The sequence below is a fragment of the Martinezella tropici genome (assembly GCF_008370325.1).
Taxonomy (GTDB): domain Bacteria; phylum Pseudomonadota; class Alphaproteobacteria; order Rhizobiales; family Rhizobiaceae; genus Rhizobium; species Rhizobium tropici_B.
Genome location: NZ_VNIP01000010.1, coordinates 311,692 through 333,878 on the forward strand (window position 1 = coordinate 311,692; position 22,187 = coordinate 333,878).

Annotated in this window: 22 protein-coding genes; 13 read left to right on the plus strand and 9 right to left on the minus strand. The window is 59.8% G+C overall.

What is annotated here, in order from left to right; genetic code table 11:
• Positions 1–85 precede the first annotated feature (85 nt).
• Positions 86–1,540 (minus strand): cobyric acid synthase, encoded by a 1,455-nt coding sequence (locus FP026_RS20350; RefSeq protein ID WP_149636416.1) that lies wholly within the window; start codon positions 1,538–1,540, stop codon positions 86–88.
• 235 nt (positions 1,541–1,775) lie between these two features.
• Between FP026_RS20350 and FP026_RS30295 the strand changes: the two genes are divergently transcribed.
• From FP026_RS30295 to bmt, 5 genes are all read left to right on the plus strand, one after another.
• Positions 1,776–1,919, plus strand: coding sequence for a hypothetical protein (locus FP026_RS30295; RefSeq protein ID WP_188112638.1), 144 nt, complete (start codon positions 1,776–1,778; stop codon positions 1,917–1,919).
• 797 nt (positions 1,920–2,716) lie between these two features.
• Positions 2,717–3,715, plus strand: a complete 999-nt coding sequence (locus FP026_RS20355; RefSeq protein ID WP_149636417.1) for an ABC transporter substrate-binding protein — start codon at positions 2,717–2,719, stop codon at positions 3,713–3,715.
• 248 nt (positions 3,716–3,963) lie between these two features.
• Positions 3,964–4,875, plus strand: a complete 912-nt coding sequence (locus FP026_RS20360) for an ABC transporter permease (protein WP_149636418.1) — start codon at positions 3,964–3,966, stop codon at positions 4,873–4,875.
• Complete coding sequence (locus FP026_RS20365; protein WP_149636419.1) at positions 4,868–5,920, plus strand: quaternary amine ABC transporter ATP-binding protein; 1,053 nt, start codon at positions 4,868–4,870, stop codon at positions 5,918–5,920. The genes FP026_RS20360 and FP026_RS20365 overlap by 8 nt, the downstream gene beginning before the upstream one ends.
• A gap of 159 nt (positions 5,921–6,079) precedes the next feature.
• Positions 6,080–7,093, plus strand: coding sequence for a betaine--homocysteine S-methyltransferase (gene bmt / locus FP026_RS20370; RefSeq protein WP_149636420.1), 1,014 nt, complete (start codon positions 6,080–6,082; stop codon positions 7,091–7,093).
• A 107-nt stretch (positions 7,094–7,200) separates the two neighbouring features.
• Here bmt and glf read toward each other — a convergent pair whose 3' ends face one another.
• The 6 genes from glf to FP026_RS20400 form a co-directional block, all read right to left on the minus strand.
• Positions 7,201–8,376, minus strand: coding sequence for a UDP-galactopyranose mutase (gene glf, locus FP026_RS20375; protein ID WP_188112639.1), 1,176 nt, complete (start codon positions 8,374–8,376; stop codon positions 7,201–7,203).
• Between the two features lie 36 nt (positions 8,377–8,412).
• Positions 8,413–9,387, minus strand: a complete 975-nt coding sequence (locus FP026_RS20380) for a hypothetical protein (protein WP_149636421.1) — start codon at positions 9,385–9,387, stop codon at positions 8,413–8,415.
• Positions 9,388–9,469: 82 nt separating this feature from the next.
• Positions 9,470–10,402, minus strand: a complete 933-nt coding sequence (locus tag FP026_RS20385; RefSeq protein WP_149636422.1) for a glycosyltransferase family 1 protein — start codon at positions 10,400–10,402, stop codon at positions 9,470–9,472.
• Between the two features lie 134 nt (positions 10,403–10,536).
• Entirely contained in the window at positions 10,537–11,265 is a 729-nt protein-coding gene (locus FP026_RS20390) for a phosphodiester glycosidase family protein (protein WP_246665393.1), read from the minus strand.
• Positions 11,266–11,351: 86 nt separating this feature from the next.
• A complete protein-coding gene (locus tag FP026_RS20395) occupies positions 11,352–12,044 on the minus strand; it encodes a 4Fe-4S dicluster domain-containing protein (RefSeq protein ID WP_149636423.1) in 693 nt (230 codons plus the stop codon).
• 101 nt (positions 12,045–12,145) lie between these two features.
• Positions 12,146–13,726, minus strand: a complete 1,581-nt coding sequence (locus tag FP026_RS20400; RefSeq protein ID WP_149636424.1) for a trimethylamine methyltransferase family protein — start codon at positions 13,724–13,726, stop codon at positions 12,146–12,148.
• 261 nt (positions 13,727–13,987) lie between these two features.
• Here FP026_RS20400 and FP026_RS20405 point away from each other — a divergent pair, with 261 nt between their 5' ends.
• Positions 13,988–14,689, plus strand: coding sequence for a corrinoid protein (locus tag FP026_RS20405; protein WP_047633207.1), 702 nt, complete (start codon positions 13,988–13,990; stop codon positions 14,687–14,689).
• 64 nt (positions 14,690–14,753) lie between these two features.
• Here FP026_RS20405 and FP026_RS20410 read toward each other — a convergent pair whose 3' ends face one another.
• Complete coding sequence (locus tag FP026_RS20410; protein WP_149636425.1) at positions 14,754–14,915, minus strand: entericidin A/B family lipoprotein; 162 nt, start codon at positions 14,913–14,915, stop codon at positions 14,754–14,756.
• A gap of 15 nt (positions 14,916–14,930) precedes the next feature.
• On the opposite strand from FP026_RS20410, the gene FP026_RS20415 reads away from it, so the two are divergent.
• The 7 genes from FP026_RS20415 to FP026_RS20445 all read left to right on the plus strand — a co-directional run bounded on the left by FP026_RS20415 (position 14,931) and on the right by FP026_RS20445 (position 21,257).
• Positions 14,931–15,569: a DUF1638 domain-containing protein gene (locus FP026_RS20415; RefSeq protein ID WP_149636426.1), complete on the plus strand. Its 639-nt coding sequence runs from the start codon at positions 14,931–14,933 to the stop codon at positions 15,567–15,569.
• Positions 15,570–15,803: 234 nt separating this feature from the next.
• Positions 15,804–16,106 carry a virulence factor gene (locus tag FP026_RS20420; protein ID WP_015340223.1) on the plus strand — a complete coding sequence of 101 codons (303 nt, stop codon included), beginning with the start codon at positions 15,804–15,806 and terminating at the stop codon, positions 16,104–16,106.
• Positions 16,099–16,677, plus strand: coding sequence for a methylenetetrahydrofolate reductase C-terminal domain-containing protein (locus tag FP026_RS20425; protein WP_149636427.1), 579 nt, complete (start codon positions 16,099–16,101; stop codon positions 16,675–16,677). The genes FP026_RS20420 and FP026_RS20425 overlap by 8 nt, the downstream gene beginning before the upstream one ends.
• Before the next feature lie 3 nt (positions 16,678–16,680).
• Entirely contained in the window at positions 16,681–17,787 is a 1,107-nt protein-coding gene (locus FP026_RS20430) for a methylenetetrahydrofolate reductase (protein ID WP_149636428.1), read from the plus strand.
• A 102-nt stretch (positions 17,788–17,889) separates the two neighbouring features.
• Positions 17,890–18,855: a methyltetrahydrofolate cobalamin methyltransferase gene (locus FP026_RS20435; RefSeq protein WP_149636429.1), complete on the plus strand. Its 966-nt coding sequence runs from the start codon at positions 17,890–17,892 to the stop codon at positions 18,853–18,855.
• A 2-nt stretch (positions 18,856–18,857) separates the two neighbouring features.
• Positions 18,858–19,211 (plus strand): hypothetical protein, encoded by a 354-nt coding sequence (locus FP026_RS20440; protein ID WP_149636430.1) that lies wholly within the window; start codon positions 18,858–18,860, stop codon positions 19,209–19,211.
• A 45-nt stretch (positions 19,212–19,256) separates the two neighbouring features.
• Positions 19,257–21,257 carry an ASKHA domain-containing protein gene (locus FP026_RS20445; protein WP_149636528.1) on the plus strand — a complete coding sequence of 667 codons (2,001 nt, stop codon included), beginning with the start codon at positions 19,257–19,259 and terminating at the stop codon, positions 21,255–21,257.
• Between the two features lie 18 nt (positions 21,258–21,275).
• On the opposite strand, the gene FP026_RS20450 is transcribed toward FP026_RS20445, so the two are convergent.
• Complete coding sequence (locus FP026_RS20450) at positions 21,276–22,175, minus strand: LysR family transcriptional regulator (RefSeq protein ID WP_149636529.1); 900 nt, start codon at positions 22,173–22,175, stop codon at positions 21,276–21,278.
• Positions 22,176–22,187: the final 12 nt, after the last annotated feature.

Here is a 22,187-nt window from a genome sequence, read left to right on the forward strand (position 1 = left end):
ATAGCGGTTTTCCGTCCGGAATTGCGTAGAAACAAAAGGCTAGGGCGTTTTCGCGATTCGAAGAAAAGCAGAAACGCCCTAGGTGTTACCGAACCAGGCTGTCGAGCCAAGAGGGGTCGAGCACGCTCTCCAATTCCCCGGCAACGTCGTCCAGCGCCGCATCGACGCTGGCGCGATAGTCCATGCGCTCGCCGGTGAGGCCGAAGCTTGCGAGCAACTTTGCCCGATAGGCATCGCTGCCGAAGAGCCCGTGTAAATAGGTGCCCATGATGCGCCCGTCTGGCGATACCGCTCCGTCAGCCCGGCCGTCGATGACAGTCGAGGGGCGTTCGCAGTCCGCACCTCGCGTTACCCCGAGATGGATTTCATAGCCCGACAACGGCACGTCATATTCCCTTGAGACGGCAGTGCTGTTGCGCACCGTCTTTTCCGGCGCCATTTCCGTCTCGATATCCAGCAGGCCCAGCCCCGGTGTCTCGGTGACCGATCCTTCGATGCCGAGCGGATCGTAAACGGTATGGCCGAGCATCTGATAGCCGCCGCAAATGCCGATGACGCGGCCGCCGCGACGCACATGTGCAACGATATCGCGGTCCCACCCCTGCTCGCGCAGATCGAGGAGGTCACCGATCGTGGACTTAGAACCCGGCAGCACCACAAGTCCCGCATCGGCAGGCAAATGCTCGCCCGCCCGGACAAAGACGAGATCGACGTCGGGCTCGGCCCGCAGCGGATCGAGATCGTCGAAATTGGCAATGCGCGACAGCACCGGCACGGCGACCTTCAGCGCGCCGGAGGAGCCGCGCGCCAGCCGCTCCAACACCACGGAATCCTCGGCCGGCAGGCGGGCCGCTGCTTTGAGCCATGGCACCACGCCATGGCATTGCCAGCCCGTGAAGCCGCCGATCGCCTCGATGCCCTCTCCGAATAGGGAGACATCGCCGCGAAACTTATTGATGATGTAGCCGCGGATCATCCGGCGGTCTTCTTCCGGCAGGATATGGTAGGTGCCGACCAGCGACGCGATCACGCCGCCGCGGTCTATGTCACCGACCAGCACGACGGGAACATTGGCGCGCGTCGCAAAGCCCATATTGGCGATATCGCCCCGTCGCAGATTGATCTCGGCGGGGGAACCGGCCCCTTCGACGATGACGAGATCGGTTCCAGCACGCATCGAAGCAAAACTTTCAAGCACCGCGCCAAGCAATTGCGGCTTCAGCGCCTGATAATCCCTGCCTTTGGCATGGCCCCAGACCTTGCCCTGCACGATAATCTGGCTGCCCGTCTCCGATTGCGGCTTCAACAGCACCGGATTCATATGCACGGATGACGGCACACGCGCCGCCAGCGACTGCAGCCATTGAGCGCGGCCGATCTCGCCGCCATCCTCGGCAACGGCGGCATTGTTGGACATGTTCTGCGGCTTGAACGGACGGACCCTCACACCCCTGTTGGCGAACAGCCGGCATAGCCCTGCGACCAATACCGTTTTTCCGACATCGGAGCCGGTTCCCTGCAGCATGATCGCTTTTGTCATTCCCTACCACCTCGATATGCTGCAGCCACTGAAAACGCGGAGTTTCGCCTTGATTTCGCCACCATCTTCAACGGCTGGAAGCAACAGTTCAGATACAAAAATGCATCACTTCAAAATATGCTCTGTTTGCGACATTGGATGACGATTTCATCCATTGTGAGTTACGCTGGAGAGGATTATCTCCATCGCGAAAACAAACAACGAAATGGGCCGATCCGGCTCGGAGGATACCCCAATGCTCTTCATCTTCAACAGACAGAATTCCATCCAGATCGCCTGGAATGGCAAGCTTCCGGCCCACCGCCCGGAGAACCGCCTGCAGCAGCTCGATACCCGCTTCGGCACTGTCGGCTTCATCCGCACCTATAGCGTCGGCTGATATCCGGTCAAGCCGCAAGCCTGCGCGCATCAAGCCGCCATGCGACCGCATCGGCGGCTTTTAATTTTGACTTCAAAAGTGAGTTGCAGCACCGGCGCGCCTCAAAACGGCACGCCTGAAACGCGAAAACCGCGCGATCCGGAGATCAACGCGGCTTGCCAAAAAACGCCGGCTTCCCTGCACATACACCGCAAGGTTCGCTTTCTCCGGGACGCAATACCTGATCCGAAGAAGCAGCGGTGTGTCCCCCGCCACGTCTCGATTGATAAACCGACATCGTTACCGTAGGGTTATTAAGTACTTAAATTAGAGTGAATCTGAAATTTTTTTGAAAATTCTCTCCTTTGCATTGAGAAATAGCAAAGGACGTAAATTGAACACAAAACGTCTTTCAGGGACGCGATATTTGAGCCGCATTTAACTCCGCACCCAGAGAAGTGCGTCATCGAAGCCCCGCATTGCCTGTTTTGCAGCCATGAATAGCAGAAAACAGGCTAATTCAGACGCTTATATCAGCTTCTCCAACAGACGCGATAACTCCGAATGGCCGGCGGGCTGTTGATTTATTCATTCAAATCCTTACGCTGCCTGCTGTCGATGCAAGAAACATCCGGCCGCGACAGAGTTCCGCGGTCGCAAAAAGACCAGATGCACGACGGCAGCAAGGGGACCGTGCTCGCATCGTCAGCGGCGTAGGAACGGTTGCGGTTGAACCGCGCTGACAGGGGATCGACAGAAATCGAAAGCGTTTGGGGTCGATTTTCGCAATGTAACGAAAAATTGGGAGACATCATCAAATGAAGAAGCTACTCGCTTCCGCCATCTTTGCATTTGGCGCCTATGCTTTGGCTGGCTCGGCGCATGCAGCGGAATGCGGCGACGTATCGATCGCCGAAATGAACTGGGCCTCCGCCGGCGTTGCCGCTCAGGTCGACAAGATCATCCTTCAGAACGGCTATGGCTGCACTGTCACCTTGGTAACCGGCGACACGCAGCCGACCTTTACCTCCATGAACGAAAAGGGGCAGCCCGACGTCGCACCCGAACTTTGGGTCAATGCCGTGCGCACGGCACTCGACAAGGCCGTTTCCGAAGGCAGCCTGATCGAGGCGGCACCGCTCCTGAGCGATGGCGGCGTTGAAGGTTGGTGGATTCCGAAATTCGTTGCCGACGCCCATCCCGACATCAAGACCGTTCAGGATGCGCTGAAGCATCCGGAACTGTTTCCCGCCCCGGAAGATCCGTCCAAGGGTGCTGTCTATAACTGCCCTGCGGGCTGGAACTGCCAGATCTCCACCGCCAACCTCTATAAGGCACTCGGCGCTGAAAAGCTCGGCTTTACGCTGGTAGACACCGGTTCCGCTGCAGGCCTCGACGGCTCGATCGCCAACGCCTTCGAAAAGAAGACCGGCTGGCTCGGCTACTACTGGGCTCCGACAGCCATCCTCGGCAAGTACGAGATGGTTCGCCTGAGCTTCAACGTGCCGCATGACAAGAAGGATTGGGATGCCTGCACGTCGCAGCAGGATTGCGCCAACCCGAAGGTGAACTCCTATCCGGTTTCGGACGTCTATACCGTCGTAACCAAGGCCTTTGCCGCAAAGGCCGGCGTCGCCATGGACTACATGAAGACCCGCAAATGGGATAACGCCACCGTCGGCAAGGTTCTCGCCTGGATGACCGACAACCAGGGTACCAACGAGGATGGCGCCAAGTACTTCCTCAAGACCTATCCGGACATGTGGACGAAATGGGTTTCCCCGGAAGTTGCCACCAAAGTGAAGGCTTCGCTCTAATCCCTGTCGTGAAATCGGCGGCTGGCCAGCGCCTGCCGCCGATTTCCCATTCGCCGGAATCGGCACCAGCGGCTCCAATTGCTGACGGGATGACACGCCGCAAGGTCGCAACGAGTGCAGATCAGCGAAGGCGAATGCTGTAAGAATTGAAGGGCAGCCTGAAGAACCGGTCGCAGCGCTGCAATGCCGTTCGAGCATGAAGGCCACATGCGCGGACAGGATAGAACCGGATCAAGAAGGGGAAATACATGGCTATTCAGTGTACGATCCTGCCGGATGTGCTTTGCAATTTTCCGGCAATAAACGAGTCGCTCATACGCGCCGCACGCAAGAACATCGATGATGGGTTCAGGGCATCGGTGCGCGCCTACGGCAATCTCATCGACGCCATAGTGCAGCCACTGCAATGGTTTCTGAACTATCTGGAATGGCTCTTCACCAACACGCCTTGGTTCATTGTGCTTGTCGTCATGATGCTCGTCGTCTATGCCGCCAGCCGCAACCTCAAGATCGTCGCCGGCACCGCCATTTCCATGATTCTCATCGGCGTGTGCGGCCTTTGGGGCGATACGATGATCACGCTTGCCATGGTGACGGTCTGCACGCTCATCGCCATTGTCATCGGCCTGCCGATCGGCATCCTGATGGCGCGCTCCGACCGGCTGCAGTCGATCGTCAATCCGATCCTCGACGTCATGCAGACCATGCCGAGCTTCGTCTATCTCATTCCCGTCGTCGTGATCTTCGGCATCGGCAAGGTGCCTGGCCTCATCGCCGTCGTCATCTATGCCGTCCCGCCGATGATCCGCCTGACCAATCTCGGCATCCGGCTCGTGGACAAGGAAGTGCTGGAAGCCGCCGACGCCTTCGGATCGTCGCATCGCCAGAAGCTGTTCAACGTACAGATCCCGCTCGCGCTGCCCACCATCATGGCGGGCATCAACCAGACCATCATGATGTCGCTCGCCATGGTCGTCGTCGCCTCCATGGTCGGCGTCGGCGGGCTCGGCAAGAACACGCTGCAGGCGATCAACAACCAGTTCTTCACCGTCGGCTTCCTCAACGGCTTCGCCCTGGTTGCCATCGCCATCATTTTCGACCGCACGAGCCAGGCCTATGGCAGACGGCTCCAGAAGCACTCGGAGGTCATTCATGGCTAGTCACGCAATCCAGATAAAAAGCCTCTACAAGATCTTCGGCCCTCGCGGTCGCGACTATGTGGACCAGGTCAAGAACGGCTTGGGCAAGGCCGAGCTCAACGAGACGCATGGTCACGTGCTCGGTCTGCAGGATATCAACATCGACATGCCGGCCGGCGCCATCACCGTCGTCATGGGCCTTTCCGGCTCGGGCAAGTCAACGCTGATCCGTCATATCAACCGGTTGATCGAGCCCACTGCCGGCGAAGTGCTCTATGACGGCATCGACGTCTGCAAAATGAACGAAAACGACCTGCGCGAATTCCGCCGCCATAAGACGGCGATGGTGTTCCAGAAATTCGCGCTGCTGCCGCACCGCACGGTGATCGAGAACACGATCTACGGCCTGGATATCCAGGGCGTGCCGCGTTCCGAAAGCGGGAAGAAGGGTCAGTACTGGATCGAACGCGTCGGCCTCAAAGGCTTCGAGAAGCACTATCCGAACCAGCTTTCCGGCGGCATGCAGCAGCGCGTCGGACTTGCCCGGGCGCTGACGAATGATGCAGATATCCTGCTGATGGACGAAGCCTATTCGGCGCTCGATCCGCTGATCCGCGTGGATATGCAGACCGTCCTGCTCGATCTTCAGAAGGAGCTGAAGAAGACCGTCGTCTTCATTACCCACGATCTCGACGAGGCGCTGCGCCTTGGCGACAAGATCGCGATCCTGCGCGACGGCAAGGTCGTGCAGCAGGGAACCGGCCAGCAGATCGTGCTGCAGCCGGCGGACGACTACATCACCGCCTTCGTCAAGGAGGTGAACCGCGGTCGCGTCATCCAGGCCCAGACGATCATGAAGCCGCTCGGGAGCGAGGTCGTCACCGCACGCGTGCCCGGCGACATGACGCTGGAACTTGCCGCCAAGCAGATAACCGAAGCAGGCCAGACCGGAGCGCTCGTCACCGACGCTGGCGGAAAACCTGTCGGCATCATAGACCTGCAGAGCATCATCGCCGCCATGGTCACGCCTACGACCCATGAGACAGCCGAGATGGCAGCGGCCTAAACGGCAGAAGCCCAGCAACGAAAGCGCCCCTCCAGGGCGCTTTTTTCTTGTCTCGTCGCCACATCGAGACAAGCGGGTCATCTAGTCATTGTGTTCACATAAAGAAATGTTTATATCTGCATTCGATATCCAGATATTCGACGCATCCGAGGACAAACCATGACCGTCGCCATCAATCCCTTGACCGATCTTCTTGCTGAAAAGGGCGTGCTGCTTGCCGACGGCGCGACGGGCACCAATCTTTTCGCGATGGGCCTCGAGGCCGGCGAAGCGCCCGAGCTCTGGAACGAACAGCATCCGGAGCGCATCACAAAGCTGCATCAGGATTTCGTCGATGCCGGCGCCGACATCATCCTGACCAACACCTTCGGCGGCACCCGTCACCGGCTGAAGCTGCACCATGCTCAGGATCGCGTGCATAGCCTCAACAAGACGGCCGCCGAGATTGCCCGTTCCGTTGCTGACAAGGCCGACCGCAAAGTCATCGTCGCCGGTTCCGTCGGCCCGACGGGAGAGTTGCTGATGCCGCTCGGCGCGTTGACCTACGAAGACGCCGTCGCAGCCTTCGTCGAGCAGATCGAAGGCCTCCAGGCTGGAGGCGCCGATGTCGCCTGGATCGAAACCATGTCCTCGCCCGAGGAAATCCGCGCCGCAGCCGAAGCTGCCGCCAAGGTCGGCCTGCCCTATACCTATACCGGCTCGTTCGACACGGCCGGCAAGACGATGATGGGCCTGCATCCGAAGGACATTCACGCTGTCGCCACCGACATTGGCGAAGGCCCGCTCGCCGTCGGCGCCAATTGCGGCGTCGGCGCTTCGGATATCCTGTCGAGCCTTCTCGACATGACCGAAGCGGATGCCTCCGCGATCGTTATCGTCAAGGGCAATTGCGGCATTCCGGAATATCGCGGCGCCGAAATCCATTATTCGGGCACGCCGCCGCTGATGGCCGATTATGCGCGCCTTGCACGCGATGCCGGCGCCAAGATCATCGGCGGCTGCTGCGGTACCTCCTGCGGCCATCTCGCTGCCATGCGGCAGGCGCTGGACAGCTACGTGCCCGGCCCTCGCCCGACATTGGAAACGATCATCGAAAAGATCGGTCCCTTGCGCAACAAAACTGCCGCCGAAAGCGGCGCGACCCCGGCTCGCGAACGCCGCAGGCGCTCTTAAGCAATCTGAGGAAAGCCCGGCAACCGGGCTTTCCTCTGCAAATCCGGCATTCTCTCCATCAGCCTTGTTCAGGGCGGTCATGTGCGCGCTCCGAATATCGGCGTGTACTATCTTTCACCGCCGATAGCGCGGCCTTCGGCGAAATGCGGAACGATGCGGCTGTCGAAGGCCTTCAAGGCGGCTCCGATGGCCTGATGCATGTCGAGATATCGATAAGTGCCGAGCCGGCCGCCGAAATGGACATTCGTCTCCGCCTCGGCCCGCTCGCGATACCGCAGGAAGACGTCCTTGTCCTGCCGCGTATCGATCGGATAATAGGGTTCATCGACGCGCTTCGCCGATCGTGAATACTCCCGCACAACGACCGTCTTTTCAGTCTGGTAGCTTCGCTCGGGATTGAAATGACGAAACTCGAGGATACGCGTGTAGGGAATTGTTTCATCGGCATAATTCATGACCGCCATCCCCTGGAAGTCACCGGTGTTCAGGGTCTCCCTTTCGAAGTCGATGGTGCGCCAGCCCAACTCGCCTTCGGAATAATCGAAATAGCGATCGATGGGGCCGGTGTAGACGATCGGGAGACCGGCCGGCAGCGTTGATTTCAGCGAGAAGAAATCGACGCCGAGCGCAATCTGGATCCTCGGATGTTTCAACATCCTCTCGAAGATCGCTGTATAACCATCGACCGGCAGACCTTCGTATCTATCGTTGAAGTAGCGGTTGTCGAACGTATAGCGGACCGGCAGACGCGTGATGATATGTTCGGGCAGGTCGCGCGGGTCCGTCTGCCACTGCTTGGCCGTATAGCCGCGGATGAAAGCCTCATATAATGGCCGGCCGATCAGCGAAATCGCCTTCTCTTCAAGGTTTACCGGATGACGCCCGGCCATCTCCGCCGCCTGGTCGGCAATCAGTGCCCTCGCCTGGTCGGGCGAAAGGCGTCGATTGAAGAATTGCGAGATCGTGCCGAGGTTGATCGGCATCGAATAGACCTGATCGCGATAGGTCGAATAGACACGATGCTTATAGTCGGTGAATGCGGTGAACCTGTTGAGATAGGTCCAGACCAGTTCGTTCGGCGTGTGAAAGAGATGCGCGCCGTAGCGATGAACCTCGATACCGGTCTCGCTGTCGAACTCGCTATAGGCATTGCCGCCGATATGGTTCCGGCGGTCGATCAGGAGCACGTTCTTCTGCAGCTCGTTGGCCACCCGCTCCGCGAGCGTCGCGCCATAAAAGCCGGCGCCAACCACGAGCAAGTCAACATCGGCGAAATTGATCATGATCGCGAGACCAATCCTCTTGCCGCCAACCTTCGATCAGACCTGCCCGAACACACTGAAGACCTCCAATTCGAACTTTGTTTCTTCGACGGCAATAGAGCGCCGATAGACACCGAAATCCTCGAACCTCTCCGAGAAATTCTGGATCACGTCATCGATCGCTCTTGAAATCTCGTGCGTTCGCTGGGGATGATTGCCGAACTTGTATTTGGCCGGAATGGGCAAATCCTCGAAATTGTTGGCCGAGCCATTCCGGCCGGTGATCACGCAGCATCCGAGCAGCGCTGCTTCGCGCGGCATGCGATCCTTGCCGGCATGAGGACCGAAGTCGACGTAAAGCTTGGCTTGCGCCATGTTTTGATGGACTTCAGCAGGCGACATTTTGCTCAGGATCTTGAACTCATATTGCGGACACATGGTCGCCAGTTGGCGCCCGAAAGCCTCGGCCTTGTTGTTGAACAGAACCAGATCCCGCCGTTGCTGAATCGGCTGTGGCGCCACGTTGTTTGCCAGCGTGGTAAAATCCGAGACCCGCAAGACATCGCTGAAGCCCAAAATACTGAGCTGTGCCGTGGCATAAGAGGATTGCGACAACATCTTGCAGTCGTTCGCCAGAAGGAACGGCACGCCGCCCAACGGCATCAGATGCCCCATGCCGTAATCGAAACTCAGCCACCAATAGGCCTTAACCGCCTTCTTGAAGAGTGGAATCAGATGCGGCCATATCTCCGGAAACACCACGATCGCGTTTTCGTTGTCGATAATATAGTCCGAGCTTTCGGTTGCGTAGGCCCGATATTGCGGATGGACGGCATTCTCGTATTCCCGAAACACCATCGTGGTTTCCCCCTCAGGGGATGGCATCAGGGAGTGATCGGATCCATTGGTATAAACCATTCTGGCGCTACGTCCGATTTTGGTCAGCCGTGCGCAAAGCTGGTGAAGGGCTTCCGGACCGCCCGTCATATGATTGGGTGGGCAGAGGATATAGATCGTTTCATTTCCAGTCATAGTCGCAATCCGCCTTCATATGTCGTTTGCCGATCCAGCCGCCGCGGGCACCCCGGTTCGCTGTCAAAATGCTCTAAGAAACCTAGCCGCCTCTCGCCATCAAAGCGGAAAGAATGGTCGCCTGCTGGCGCTCGCACATCAGGCCGAAGCCGCGGCTTGCAATTGCCGACCGCTTCTCCTCGTCGCGAACGAGTTCGATGCAGGTTTCGACGAGCCGGTCATAATCGCAAAACGCCATGCCTTCGGCAAAAGCGGCCACTTCAGGGTCATGGATATTGCCTTCGCTTACGACGCAAGCGCCATTGGCAAGCAGGAAGGAAACGCGGCAAATCTCGAAGATCGCGGCGTCGAAATGATGCACGTTGAGGACGATTTTGGAGCGCCCGATGAAGGCGTCGCGCTCGGTGCCGTATACACCGAACAGGTGAACGAGGTTCAGCCCACTTGCTTGCAGCGCCACCAGCACATTCTTGCGGCGCTCGTTGACCGAGCCGTAAAAGAGAACGTCGATATCCTTTACCGGCGTTTGGGGCACCCGCGTCAGGTGCCTGTTGTATCCCACATCAAGAATTTCGGCGGGAACGCCGAGCTTGGCTAGTCCCTGGCGATTGCGCTCGCTGTAGTCGAGCACGGCGAATTTCTTGAGCAGTCCGAGATACCGATGATTGATCCAGCTGCTTTCAGCCGAGACCTGCTCCATATTCACGATGATGCTCTCCGGCGGCAGCCATTGCGCCGCGACCGACGGCAGCAAATTTGCGCCGTAAACGATCGGCACCCGTCCGTTCCAGTCTCGCGGATCGGTAACCAGAGGCGCACTGCCGCCGAGTTCGGCAAAGGCGTAGTGAAGACCGAGGGCAACATCCTCGAAAGCGCGGCTATGAATATAGCCCTCTGGACTGACGATCCAAATGCAGTGCCGATCCTTGTGATGCTCCCAACCGAAAGGAAAGGCTGGCAGGGCGTGTTCCGCGCCATGCGATGCGACAGTCTGTTTCTCCGCTTGCGCGTGCATGTTGATCCTTCTCAAAGACTCGCTGGAACCCCTCGCTTAAAAACTGCGCGATGGGGCTTGCTCAAACCTTGCGAGGCCAAGAGCCGGTGGGGAGAGCTTCGGGAAGGCGACCTTGCCTATATGTGGAAGCTGGCTTAGCCCGGCAGCACTTGCGTCACCGCAATGATCGGGCCGAGCGGAAACAGGCTGTCGCGCCTTTGCCATTCCGGAATGTCCAGGCTGGAAATGCTGCCGTCGAGAAACAGTGCATTCGGACATTTCAGATCGTCGCGGAATAGCGTCGCAAAATCGTGGAAGCGCACCGAGCCATCGGAAATCGCGAACACGACGAGCCCATCGACGGTGACGCCGACGCCGTTTCGTGTCTTGAGACTGGTGCTGTCGGCCAGAAACGACGGATGGAGCTTGCCATCGATGACGAGCATCGGGCCGGACTGGGTCGCATAGAATGGCTTGGTGCCTGAAGCAGCGAAGGCCTTGCTTTCCATGATCCCGGCCTTGCCCAAGCCGGCATAGAAAACCCCGTTCGGCAGCAGATGGAAATTGCCCCAGCCCTTGTTGGTGTTGATCGCCTTTACCTCGCGTCCGTTTTCGATGAAGAGACCGACGGGAGACTGATCATCGAGATACATGCCGCCGTTCATGGCAAAGCGCACATAGATCCGATCCTGGCGCAGATCCATTTCCAGCGCCCGGAACGAGCCGTAAGGCTTGCCGCTGCGGTCATTCTGGAAAATCTGGATATCGTGGCGGGCGGGATCGAAAGTACAGATCGTATAGCCATCGCCAAGATGCTGAACCTTGCGGCAGGCTTCGCCAGCCGATGCCGTGGCGGCGCAGGCAAGAACGACAAGGATGATCATCAATCGAATCAAGCGCATGGCCCCGCATGAATAGCACAAGCCTCAGAACGCATCGCAATGCGGCGAAACAAGGAACGCGTCGAAGGTTAAAGCTGAAGCGCCGCCATATGGAAGGCAAGCTGCTCGGAGGGATAACGATAGCCGGCCCCCACCGGACAGGCATTGCGGGAGAGACAGCCGCCGGTCATGCAACCAGCCTGCCCTTTCTGCGTGCGCAAATGTGAGCGACAGCCCTGAACATCGAAACCCGCCGTGGTAACGGCCCCGACGGGACAGGCGGCAAGACAAGGCTTCTCCACGCATGACGCACATGGATGCGGAGAAGACGCTATCGTCTGGGCCTCCCTCAAGTCCTCGGCAAATCCCAGGGCACCGCGATAACCATGCCATAGGCCGTATTCCGGATGGATCAATATGCCGAGCGGCGATGCCTGCAATCTCTCGGCCTGCATGGCCCAGCGCTGGAACGGCTGCCAGGGCGGATCCGAAGGGAAATAGACTGTTGCCTCCAACATCGCCGCGACCGGCCGGATAATCGCTTTCGACCAATCGTCGAGAGGATTCATGGATATCCCGTTGTCTGGCATATCTCGCCAAGCCGAAAACGCCGGCCAGATCGAGCCGCCGATATTGCCCAGCAGCACGACACCGCGCGCAGGCGTGCCATCCGTCAGCAGCGGCCCCTCGCCTTCATTGAAGGACAAGCTGCCGCGAACGAAAACTCCGTGGACACCGAGTGTCGCACGGAGCTGTTCGAAAATGGCAGTGCCGCCGTTCATCGCGGCCCCTTATATTCATAGTGCGGCCGCCAGACTTCCTTCTGGATCAGGTCGGCAACGCGCGTGGCACCGCCTTGCTCCCTGGCGGCCTCGGGCTCTCTTCAAGTGAAGGCGTCTGGCATGGAATCCTTGCGCGTCTGGATATAGGCGAGCAAGGCTTCGTCGATCGCCGGATCGAGCGGAGGCGCTTCGTAATGATCGAGCCAAGAGCGGCAAAGCGCGTTGGCCCGTTCCTCGACACGCTTCTGGCCTTCGATCTCCCATTGCTCGAAAGAATTGTTGTCGGCAAGCGCCGAGCGATAGAAGGCGGACTGGAAATTCGCCTGCGTGTGGCCGCAGCCGAGGTAATGGCTTCCTGGTCCGACTTCGCGGATGGCGTCCAGCGCCTGGCCGTTGTCGGAGAGATCGATACCTTCCGCCATCTTCTGCATCATGCCGAGCTGGTCCTGGTCGATCATGAACTTCTCGTAGGAGGATACGAGACCGCCCTCGAGCCAGCCGGCCGCATGCAGCACGAAATTCGTGCCTGCCAGCAGCGTCATGTTCAAGGTGTTGGCGGATTCATGCGCTGCCTGCGCATCCGGCACCTTCGAGGCGCAGAGCGAACCGCCGGTACGGAACGGCAGACCGAGACGCCGAGCGAGCTGTGCTGCGCCATAGGAGACGAGCGACGGCTCCGGCGTGCCGAAGGTCGGGGCGCCCGACTGCATGGAGATGGATGCGGCGAAGGTGCCAAATAGGACCGGCGACCCCTTGCGGATCAGCTGCGTGAAGGAAGCGCCGGCCAGCACTTCGGCAAGGATCTGCGTCAGCGTGCCCGCCACCGTCACCGGGCTCATCGCGCCCGAGAGGATGAAAGGGGAAACGACCGAGGCCTGATTGTGCCGTGCATAGACCTTCAAGGCGCCGAGCATGGTCTCGTCGAACACCATCGGCGAATTGGCGTTGATGAGGTTCAGCGTCACGCAATTATTCTCGACGAACTCCTCGCCGAAGACGATCTTCGCCATCGCGATGGTGTCTTCGGCACGCTCCGGTGCCGTGACCGAGCCCATGAATGGCTTGTCGGAATATTTGATATGGCTGTAGACCATATCGAGATGGCGCTTGTTGACCGGGATATCCACCGGCTCGCAAACCGTGCCGCCGGACGAATGCATCGACGGCGCCATATAGGCGAGCTTCACGAAATTGCGGAAATCCTCGATCGTCGCATAGCGGCGGTTGCCCTCGAGGTCGCGCACGAAGGGCGGTCCGTAGACAGGCGCGAAGATCGTCGCCTTACCGCCGACATGGGCGTTGCGGGCACTGTTGCGCGCATGCCAGGTAAATTCTTTCGGAGCTGTCTTCAGAAGTTCGCGGCAGAGCCCCTTCGGGAAATGCACGCGCTGGCCGCGCACGTCGGCACCGGCTTCCTTCCAGAGCGCCAAGGCCTCCGCATCGTCACGAAACTCAATGCCGATTTCCTCGAGCACCGTGTCGGCATTGCGCTCGATGAGCTGCAGACCTTCTTCATCGAGCACTTCGTAGACGCCGACCTTCCGGACGATATTGGGAAGCGAAGGGGCCGGTCCGCCGCCGCTGCGCGAGGCGCGCCTTGCCGCGGCACCCCTGCCTTCTCCTCGCGAACGCCGCCCGCCGCCTTCGCTGCCTGCAGCCGATTGTTCAATCATATCGTCCATGATGTTTCCTCACTCCTGCGCATGAATGCGTCTGTCATGACCCTATGCTACCCGATTCCGCCAAGCGGACGTTCCTTAATGCGCCAGCAATTAGCATAGGACAGACATCGATGCGGCAATATCCACTGTTCTCCATTCGTCGCGATTGATCCGTGCGACGTCGCTTTCAAAAAGAGTTTTGGCAGACTTCGGGTCTATCGGTAATAACGACACTGTTTTATACAAGCCTCTGATGCATTGCACGAAAATGGGATGGAGCGCATGTCTGACGACGAAATCATTCTTGCTGAACTTTCTGATGAAGAACTCGTGCAGCAAATGCATGATGACCTGTATGACGGCTTGAAGGAAGAGATCGAGGAAGCGACACAGATCCTTCTCGACCGCGGCTGGACGCCTTACGATGTTCTGACACAGGCGCTTGTCGAAGGCATGCGCATCGTCGGCATCGACTTCCGCGATGGCATTCTCTTCGTTCCGGAAGTTTTGCTTTCCGCCAATGCGATGAAGGCCGGCATGGCTATCCTGCGTCCGCTGCTGGCGCTGACCGGTGCACCCAAGCTCGGCAAGATGGTGATCGGCACCGTCAAGGGCGATATTCACGACATCGGCAAGAACCTCGTCGGCATGATGATGGAAGGCGCCGGTTTCGATGTCATCGACCTCGGGATCAACAATCCAGTCGAGAACTATCTCGACGCCATCGAGCGCGAACAGCCTGACATTCTCGGCATGTCGGCGCTGCTGACGACCACCATGCCCTACATGAAGGTCGTGATCGACACGCTGAAGGAAAAGGGCCTGCGTGACGACTATGTCGTGCTGGTCGGCGGCGCGCCACTGAACGAAGAATTCGGCAAGGCCGTCGGTGCCGACGCCTATTGCCGTGACGCCGCCGTGGCGGTCGAAACCGCCAAGGAATTCATGAAGCGCAAGCACAACAGCCTGGCTGCCGGCGCCTGATTGCTTTATTTCTCCGAGCCGGCGACAAAAAGCTTGTCGCCGGCCCATGGGCATCCCAAATGGGTTACTGAGCAGCCTTCTTGACGGTATGACCGGCATCTTCCGTCGCGTTGACGGCGTTTGCCGTATCCCTGCCCATGCCACGAATGGTGTTGGAGCACGAAGCAAGCACCATAAGCACGGCTAAGGCAGCGGCGATTTTGCTTGATGTCGATACGGTCATCATCAGGAGCCCCTTTGAATGGATGTTGATCGGCAAGATTCGGAGAAAAACCCTCCGACCGACAAACGCGCGGCAACTCAAAAAGTTCATGTGATCGCGTGCGGCGCAATCGCGCGCGAAATACTGGCGATCGTCAGAATAAACAGGCTCGACCATATCGACCTGCACTGTCTTCCCGCAATCTACCATTCCTATCCGCAGAAGATCGCACCGGCGCTGGAACAGGCGATCGTCGATGCCCGCTCGCGCGGGTTCGAGAAGATCTTCATCGGCTACGCAGATTGCGGCACCGGGGGAGATATCGACAGGATTTGCGAGCGCGAGGGAATAGAACGCCTGTCCGGCCCGCACTGTTACTCCTTCTTTACGGGCAACGAAGCTTTCGCGGCGCGTGACGATGATATCACGTCGTTTTTCCTGACCGACTTCCTAGCTCGTCAGTTCGAATCCTTCGTCATCGTCCCATTGGGCCTGGATCGTCATCCCGAGCTGCGCGACATGTATTTCGGCAACTACCGCAAGGTCGTCTACCTTTCGCAGGAAGAGGATCCCGCGTTGCAGGCGAAGGCGGAGGAAGCCGCCGCCTATCTCGGGCTGGATTATGAATATCGCTTCACCGGCTATGGCGACCTTGCCCGCGAACTGTCGGTCGTCTGATTGCGACGCCCTGTCGTTTCCTGCCGGCTGCTTCTTTGTCGTCACCGACATGCTGGACGAGTGAGACGCATTCAATCACAGTTCGAACCCGGTAATTTCAAAGGAAAATGCCCGTTGGGAACGCTTTCGGATAAGCTTTTCATGCGGCGTCGCTTTTCGGCACGTGGCGCGTCGTGGGGAGCGCAGTCCGACGGTCGGCCGGCGTGCATTCTTGTGTGAAGAGGAGATTTGTGCATGGCAGATCGCATTGTCGTCTACTGGCGGGACATTCCGGCCCAGGTGATTATCAAGAAGGGCAGGCAGACGGCAAAACGCGAGCTTTCGCTGCGCTTTACCGAAGCGATAGACATGTGCGCCATGCGCACGGGTGCAGCCGAAACCGACGACTATCTTGCCGAATGGCGCAAGGCCGATCCCGTGCCGGTATCCGACGAACTCGAAGCCGAGGCAGATAAGGCGGCAAGCGAGCTCGAGGCCGCCTATGATCGCGAGCGGCTGGTAGCGCTGGTGAAGGCCGGAGGCCGCGATAATGGCTGATGCCGTCCAGAAGCCCGGCAATGCCGCGGCGGGAGCAAAGGCTGCCAGCGGCGCCTATACGCCATCGGGCGTCTCTCCCAATCGCCGCGCCCGGCGCAAATATACCGTCCGCCTCTGGGCCGTCCGTCACTCGCGCTTCTTCGAATGGTTCTATCGTCGCTTCGCCGACGCCTTCCTCCTGCTTCATCCGCTGTGGAAGGCCTTCGGCTACGACCGCGTGGAGCGCCCGATCACCTTCATCGAACGCAATGTGAAGGGCTTCCTGTTCGATTGCCGCATGTGCGGCCAGTGTGCGCTGTCATCGACTGGCATGTCCTGTCCGATGAACTGTCCCAAGCAGCTGCGCAACGGCCCCTGTGGCGGCGTTCGCGCCAACGGCAATTGCGAGGTAGAGCCCGATATGCCCTGCGTCTGGGTGCAGGCCTGGAACGGCTCGAGGAACATGACCCACGGGGACGCGATCCTCAACGTGCAGAAGCCCGTGAACCAGTCGCTGCGCGAAACATCTTCGTGGCTTCGCGTCACGGCGGAGGCCGCCGCAGCCCGCGAAGCGGCGAAAAAGGAAGCCTGAGCGATGTCGCATATCGATGAAAACCCGCTTGGCGTTCATCTGCCGCTCGATCCTCTGCCCGGCCATTATTCGCTGGGGCGGCTGGAACGCGTCCTTCGCCGCGGCGAATTCGCGGTGACCGCCGAGCTGAACCCACCCGACAGCGCCAATGCCGAAGACGTCTACGAGCGCGCCGCCATTTTCGAAGGCTGGGTCGATGGCATCAACGCGGTCGACGCCTCCGGCGCCAACTGCCATATGTCCTCGGTCGGGATTTGCGCCCTGCTTACACGCATGGGCTATGCGCCCATCATGCAGATCGCCTGCCGCGACAAGAACCGCATCGCAATCCAGGGCGACGTGTTGGGTGCTGCCGCCATGGGCGTCTGCAACATCATGTGCCTGACCGGTGACGGCGTGCAGGCGGGCGATCAGCCGGGCGCCAAGCCTGTCTTCGATCTCGATTGCATGTCGCTGCTCGAAACGGTGCGCATCATGCGCGACAACGCAAAATTCCTCTCCGGCCGCAAGCTGACGTCACCGCCGAAGGTCTTTCTCGGCGCCGCCATCAATCCCTTCGCACCGCCTTACGATTTCCGCCCCTATCGGCTGGCGAAGAAGATCGAGGCCGGCGCGCAGTTCGTCCAGAGCCAGTATTGCTACGACGTGCCGATGTTCCGGGAATACATGAAGAAGGTGCGCGATCTCGGCCTGACTGAGAAATGCTTCATTCTCGTCGGCGTCGGTCCCCTTGCATCGGCAAAGACCGCCCGCTGGATGCGCTCCAACGTGCCGGGCGTCCATATTCCCGATGCCGTCATCAAGCGCATCGAGGGCGCACAGGACCAGAAGAAGGAAGGCAAGCAGCTCTGCATCGACATCATCAACGAGGTGAAGGAGATCGAGGGCGTTTCAGGCATTCACGTCATGGCCTACCGCCAGGAGGAATATGTCGCCGAAATGGTGCATGATTCCGGCGTGCTGAAGGGCCGCCAGCCTTGGAAGCGCGAGGCCAGCCGCAGCGACGCCCTGGTTGCCGAGCGCCTGCACCAGATCAGCGAAGGCCGGGAAGAAAACCAGCAGGCGATGGCGGAAATTGCAGCCCACCATACGCCGCCGCAGACGCATTGAGTTCGATAGATAGAGGCAGGTCAGGAGAGGAACCGGCCGGCTTGTAACCCAAATCACCGCGCGATAGACCTGCTATCGAGCCAACTGACCAGAGGATCAGATATGACGCGTACCATCGTTGCCTCCGCCACCCGCGAGATCATCATAGGCTTCGACCAGCCCTTCTGTGTGATCGGCGAGCGCATCAACCCGACGGGGCGCAAGAAGCTCGCCGCCGAGATGATCGAAGGCAATTTCGACACCGTCATCAAGGACGCGCTGGAACAGGTCGCCGCCGGCGCGACCATGCTCGATGTCAATGCAGGCGTCACCTCGGTCAATCCGAACGAGACCGAACCGGGCTTGCTGGTGCAGACGTTGGAGATCGTGCAGGGCCTGGTCGACGTGCCGCTTTCGATCGACAGCTCGGTCACGGCAGCGATCGAAGCCGCACTCAAAGTCGCCAAGGGCCGGCCGCTAGTGAATTCGGTGACGGGGGAAGAGGAAAAGCTCGAAGCCATCCTGCCGCTGGTCAAGAAATACGACGTGCCCGTCGTCGCCATCTCGAATGACGAGACCGGCATTTCCATGGACCCGGATGTGCGCTTCGCCGTCGCCAAGAAGATCGTCGAGCGCGCCATGGATCATGGCATCAAGCCGCACGACATCGTCGTCGACCCGCTCGTCATGCCGATCGGGGCGCTCGGCGATGCCGGCCGCCAGGTCTTCGCGCTGCTGCATCGCCTGCGCAACGAACTCAAGGTCAACACCACCTGCGGCCTTTCCAATATTTCCTTCGGCCTGCCGCATCGCCATGGCATCAATGCCGGTTTCATTCCCATGGTTATTGGCGCCGGCATGACCTCGGCGATCATGAACCCTTGCCGACCGCAGGAAATGGAAGCCGTGCGCGCCGCCAACGTGCTGAACGGCACCGATGCTAATTGCACCAACTGGATCATGACATACCGTGACTACAAGCCGGCCGAAGGCGGTGTTGCCGCGGCAGCAACGGCTGCTCCTGCTGCCGGTGGCGGACGCCGCGGCGGCCGTGCTGCGCGCACGGGCGCAGGCGCTGCGAGGGAGTAGCGATGACCTATCCGAGCCGCCGGCTTTCGGACGATCTCGCCATCTTATGGATCGAGGCACCCATGGTGATTGGGATGCGCCTGTCGCAAATGTGGATGACGGCTCTGACCGGCGGCCGCGTAAACACGGCCGAATTCAATCGGATGATCACCGAAAAGATGGCCGCCGCCAGCGAAAGTGTCATCGCTGCGAATATGGCGATGGCTGAAGAGAACATTGCGGCGATGACGGCAATCGCGGCGGGGCGCAAAACCTCGACGCACCTGGCGGCAGATTCGATCGCTCGTGCGGCCGTCAAACCATACAGCAAGCGCGTTCGCTCGAACGTGCGCCGCCTTAGCAAACAGAAAGGCTGATCCGTGGCCGAAGCCGGTGACAGCGCGAACCCCCTCGTCCTTTTCATGCCCTCCGGCAAGCGCGGCCGTTTTCCCGCGGGAACCCCGGTGCTGGAGGCGGCGCGCCAGCTCGGCGTCTATGTCGAAAGCGTCTGCGGCGGTCGGGCCACCTGCGGGCGCTGCCAGGTTTCGGTGCAGGAAGGCAACTTCGCCAAGCATAAGATCGTCTCGGCCAACGACCACCTTTCGCCGATCGGGCCAAAGGAGCGGCGCTATGCCGAGGTGCGCGACCTGCCCGAAGGCCGCCGCCTCTCCTGCTCCGCGCTGATCCAGGGCGATCTTGTCATCGATGTGCCGCAGGATACCGTCATCAATGCGCAAGTGGTGCGAAAGGCGGCCGACGAGCGCGTCATCGCCCGCGACGCGGCCGTGCACATGTGCTACGTCGAGGTCGAGGAGCCCGACATGCACAAGCCGCTCGGCGATCTGGATCGCCTGAAAGCGGCAATCGCGGCGGACTGGAAATACGACAATCTCGAAGTGGATTTTCACCTCATTCCGCGGGTGCAGTCGATCCTGCGCAAGGGTGAGTGGAAGGTGACGGCTGCCATTCACCGCGATCAGGATAGCGAACGTCCTCGCCTGATCGCGCTCTATCCCGGCCTGAAGAACGAGGCATATGGCATTGCCTGCGATATCGGTTCGACGACGATCGCGATGCATCTGTCGTCGCTGCTGTCGGGTAGAACCGTCGCTTCGGCCGGCGCCTCGAACCCGCAGATCCGCTTCGGCGAGGATCTGATGAGCCGTGTCTCCTATGTCATGATGAACCCGGACGGCCGCGAGGCGATGACCAACGCTGTCCGCGAAGCCTTGAACGGCTTGATCGACAAGGTCTGTGCCGACGGCGGCGTATCGCGCGAGGATATTCTGAATGCCGTTTTTGTCGGCAATCCGATCATGCACCACCTGTTCCTCGGCATCGATCCGACCGAACTCGGCGGCGCCCCCTTCGCCCTTGCCGTATCGGGTGCGGTGCATCTGAAATCGGCCGAGATCGGCCTGCCGATGAATGCCGGCACCCGCATCTACATGCTGCCCTGCATCGCCGGCCATGTCGGCGCCGATGCGGCTGCCGCCACACTAGCCGAGGGGCCGCATCGCCAGGATGAGATGATGCTGCTGGTTGACATCGGTACGAACGCCGAGATCGTGCTCGGCAACCGCCATCGCGTCGTCGCCGCCTCCTCGCCGACCGGCCCCGCTTTCGAGGGTGCTGAGATTTCCAGCGGCCAGCGCGCAGCGCCTGGTGCGATCGAGCGCGTGCGCATCGATCCCGTCACGCTGGAACCACGCTATCGCGTCATCGGCATCGAACAGTGGTCGGACGAGCCGGGCTTCGAGGAAGCCGCCGCCAAGGTCGGTGTCACCGGCATCTGCGGCTCGGCGATCATCGAAGTCGTCGCCGAAATGTTCCTGACCGGCATCATCTCGGAGGACGGCGTCGTCGATGGTTCCATGGCGGCACGCTCGCCGCGCATCCTGCAGAACGGCCGCACCTATTCCTATCTGCTGCGCGACGGCGAACCGCGCATCACGGTGACGCAGAATGATATCCGCGCCATTCAGCTTGCCAAAGCCGCGCTTTATGCCGGTGTCAAGCTGCTGATGGACAAGCAGGGCATCGATCATGTCGACCGAATCGGCCTTGCCGGCGCTTTCGGCACCTTCATCGATCCGAAATATGCCATGGTGCTCGGGCTCATTCCCGACTGCGAACTGGACAAGGTAAAAGCCGTCGGCAATGCTGCTGGCACCGGTGCGCGCATGGCGCTGCTGAACCGCGGCCATCGCCGCGAGATCGAGGAAACCGTAAGCAAAATCGAGAAGATAGAGACGGCGCTTGAATCAAAATTTCAAGAACATTTCGTCTACGCTATGGCCCTGCCGAACAAGGTGGACAACTTTCCGGAGCTTTCGAAGGTCGTCACCCTGCCCGAGCGCAAGCAGATCTCCGATGACGGCGGAGAAGGCGGAGGCCGCAGACGCCGCCGCAACCGCGAATAGGAAATGGCTGGCCGCGCATCACGCGGCCATTTTGCGCCCGATCTCAACGAAGGCCTGGCGAATACTGTCGGCAACCGCCTTCATCGGTCCAGTCATCTGCGATGCCGTCAACAGACGAATGTCGAAGGACGTCAATTCCGGCAGACCCTCATTCGGCCCCAGGATCTCCATATCGTCGGTGATGTAGGAGCGCGGGAATGGCGCGACGGCAAGATCGGAGACGATTGCAGCGCGCTGCGCCATCGTATGGGCACTGAGATAGGAAACGCGATAGGGGCGCTTCTGCCGTTCCAGCTGCGCCATCGCCTCCGATCGCCAGATGCAGCCCTCCTCCCAGATGGAAATCGGCAGCGGATCGCGGCGATAGGCCGTGCCGCACTTGGCACCGGCCCAGACGAGACGTTCGGTATAGATGACCTCCCCTTCCGTCGGGAAAGGCCGCGTCGCGCAATTGATCAGCGCCAGATCCAGCCGCTGCTCCTCGATGCGCTTCTTGAGCTGAATGCTCATGTCGACGACGACGTCCACCATGATGCCCGGATAGCTCTCTGAAAAACTCCTCAGGATCGTCGGCAGCAGACGCTCGCCAATATCGTCGGGAGCGCCAAGCCGCACGACGCCGCTGAGCTCCGGCATGATGAAACGCGAGACGGCCTCGTTGGAGAGCGCCAGGATATTGCGGGCGTAGGAAAGCAGCATCTCGCCGTGCTGCGTCAGGCTGACCGAGCGCGCGTCGCGCAGGAACAGCGTCACGCCGAGCTGCTCTTCCAGCTTCTTGATCTGCATGGAAACGGCAGACGGTGTGCGAAAGACGGCATCGGCGGCCGTGGAGAAATTCCCCGTTTCGGCAATCGCGACGAAGGTGCGCAGAACTTCATTGTCAAGCAACGGTATGGGCCGGCGGAACGGTACGGTCATATCAGTCATCTT

Bases quoted from the DNA above. Each gene is read 5' to 3' on its own strand.
- FP026_RS20350 (WP_149636416.1), bottom strand. From the start codon at position 1,540: ATGACAAAAGCGATCATGCTGCAGGGAACCGGCTCCGATGTCGGAAAA.
- FP026_RS30295 (WP_188112638.1), top strand. From the start codon at position 1,776: ATGCTCTTCATCTTCAACAGACAGAATTCCATCCAGATCGCCTGGAAT.
- FP026_RS20355 (WP_149636417.1), top strand. From the start codon at position 2,717: ATGAAGAAGCTACTCGCTTCCGCCATCTTTGCATTTGGCGCCTATGCT.
- FP026_RS20360 (WP_149636418.1), top strand. From the start codon at position 3,964: ATGGCTATTCAGTGTACGATCCTGCCGGATGTGCTTTGCAATTTTCCG.
- FP026_RS20365 (WP_149636419.1), top strand. From the start codon at position 4,868: ATGGCTAGTCACGCAATCCAGATAAAAAGCCTCTACAAGATCTTCGGC.
- bmt (WP_149636420.1), top strand. From the start codon at position 6,080: ATGACCGTCGCCATCAATCCCTTGACCGATCTTCTTGCTGAAAAGGGC.
- glf (WP_188112639.1), bottom strand. From the start codon at position 8,376: ATGATCAATTTCGCCGATGTTGACTTGCTCGTGGTTGGCGCCGGCTTT.
- FP026_RS20380 (WP_149636421.1), bottom strand. From the start codon at position 9,387: ATGACTGGAAATGAAACGATCTATATCCTCTGCCCACCCAATCATATG.
- FP026_RS20385 (WP_149636422.1), bottom strand. From the start codon at position 10,402: ATGCACGCGCAAGCGGAGAAACAGACTGTCGCATCGCATGGCGCGGAA.
- FP026_RS20390 (WP_246665393.1), bottom strand. From the start codon at position 11,265: ATGATCATCCTTGTCGTTCTTGCCTGCGCCGCCACGGCATCGGCTGGC.
- FP026_RS20395 (WP_149636423.1), bottom strand. From the start codon at position 12,044: ATGAACGGCGGCACTGCCATTTTCGAACAGCTCCGTGCGACACTCGGT.
- FP026_RS20400 (WP_149636424.1), bottom strand. From the start codon at position 13,726: ATGGACGATATGATTGAACAATCGGCTGCAGGCAGCGAAGGCGGCGGG.
- FP026_RS20405 (WP_047633207.1), top strand. From the start codon at position 13,988: ATGTCTGACGACGAAATCATTCTTGCTGAACTTTCTGATGAAGAACTC.
- FP026_RS20410 (WP_149636425.1), bottom strand. From the start codon at position 14,915: ATGATGACCGTATCGACATCAAGCAAAATCGCCGCTGCCTTAGCCGTG.
- FP026_RS20415 (WP_149636426.1), top strand. From the start codon at position 14,931: ATGGATGTTGATCGGCAAGATTCGGAGAAAAACCCTCCGACCGACAAA.
- FP026_RS20420 (WP_015340223.1), top strand. From the start codon at position 15,804: ATGGCAGATCGCATTGTCGTCTACTGGCGGGACATTCCGGCCCAGGTG.
- FP026_RS20425 (WP_149636427.1), top strand. From the start codon at position 16,099: ATGGCTGATGCCGTCCAGAAGCCCGGCAATGCCGCGGCGGGAGCAAAG.
- FP026_RS20430 (WP_149636428.1), top strand. From the start codon at position 16,681: ATGTCGCATATCGATGAAAACCCGCTTGGCGTTCATCTGCCGCTCGAT.
- FP026_RS20435 (WP_149636429.1), top strand. From the start codon at position 17,890: ATGACGCGTACCATCGTTGCCTCCGCCACCCGCGAGATCATCATAGGC.
- FP026_RS20440 (WP_149636430.1), top strand. From the start codon at position 18,858: ATGACCTATCCGAGCCGCCGGCTTTCGGACGATCTCGCCATCTTATGG.
- FP026_RS20445 (WP_149636528.1), top strand. From the start codon at position 19,257: ATGCCCTCCGGCAAGCGCGGCCGTTTTCCCGCGGGAACCCCGGTGCTG.
- FP026_RS20450 (WP_149636529.1), bottom strand. From the start codon at position 22,175: ATGACCGTACCGTTCCGCCGGCCCATACCGTTGCTTGACAATGAAGTT.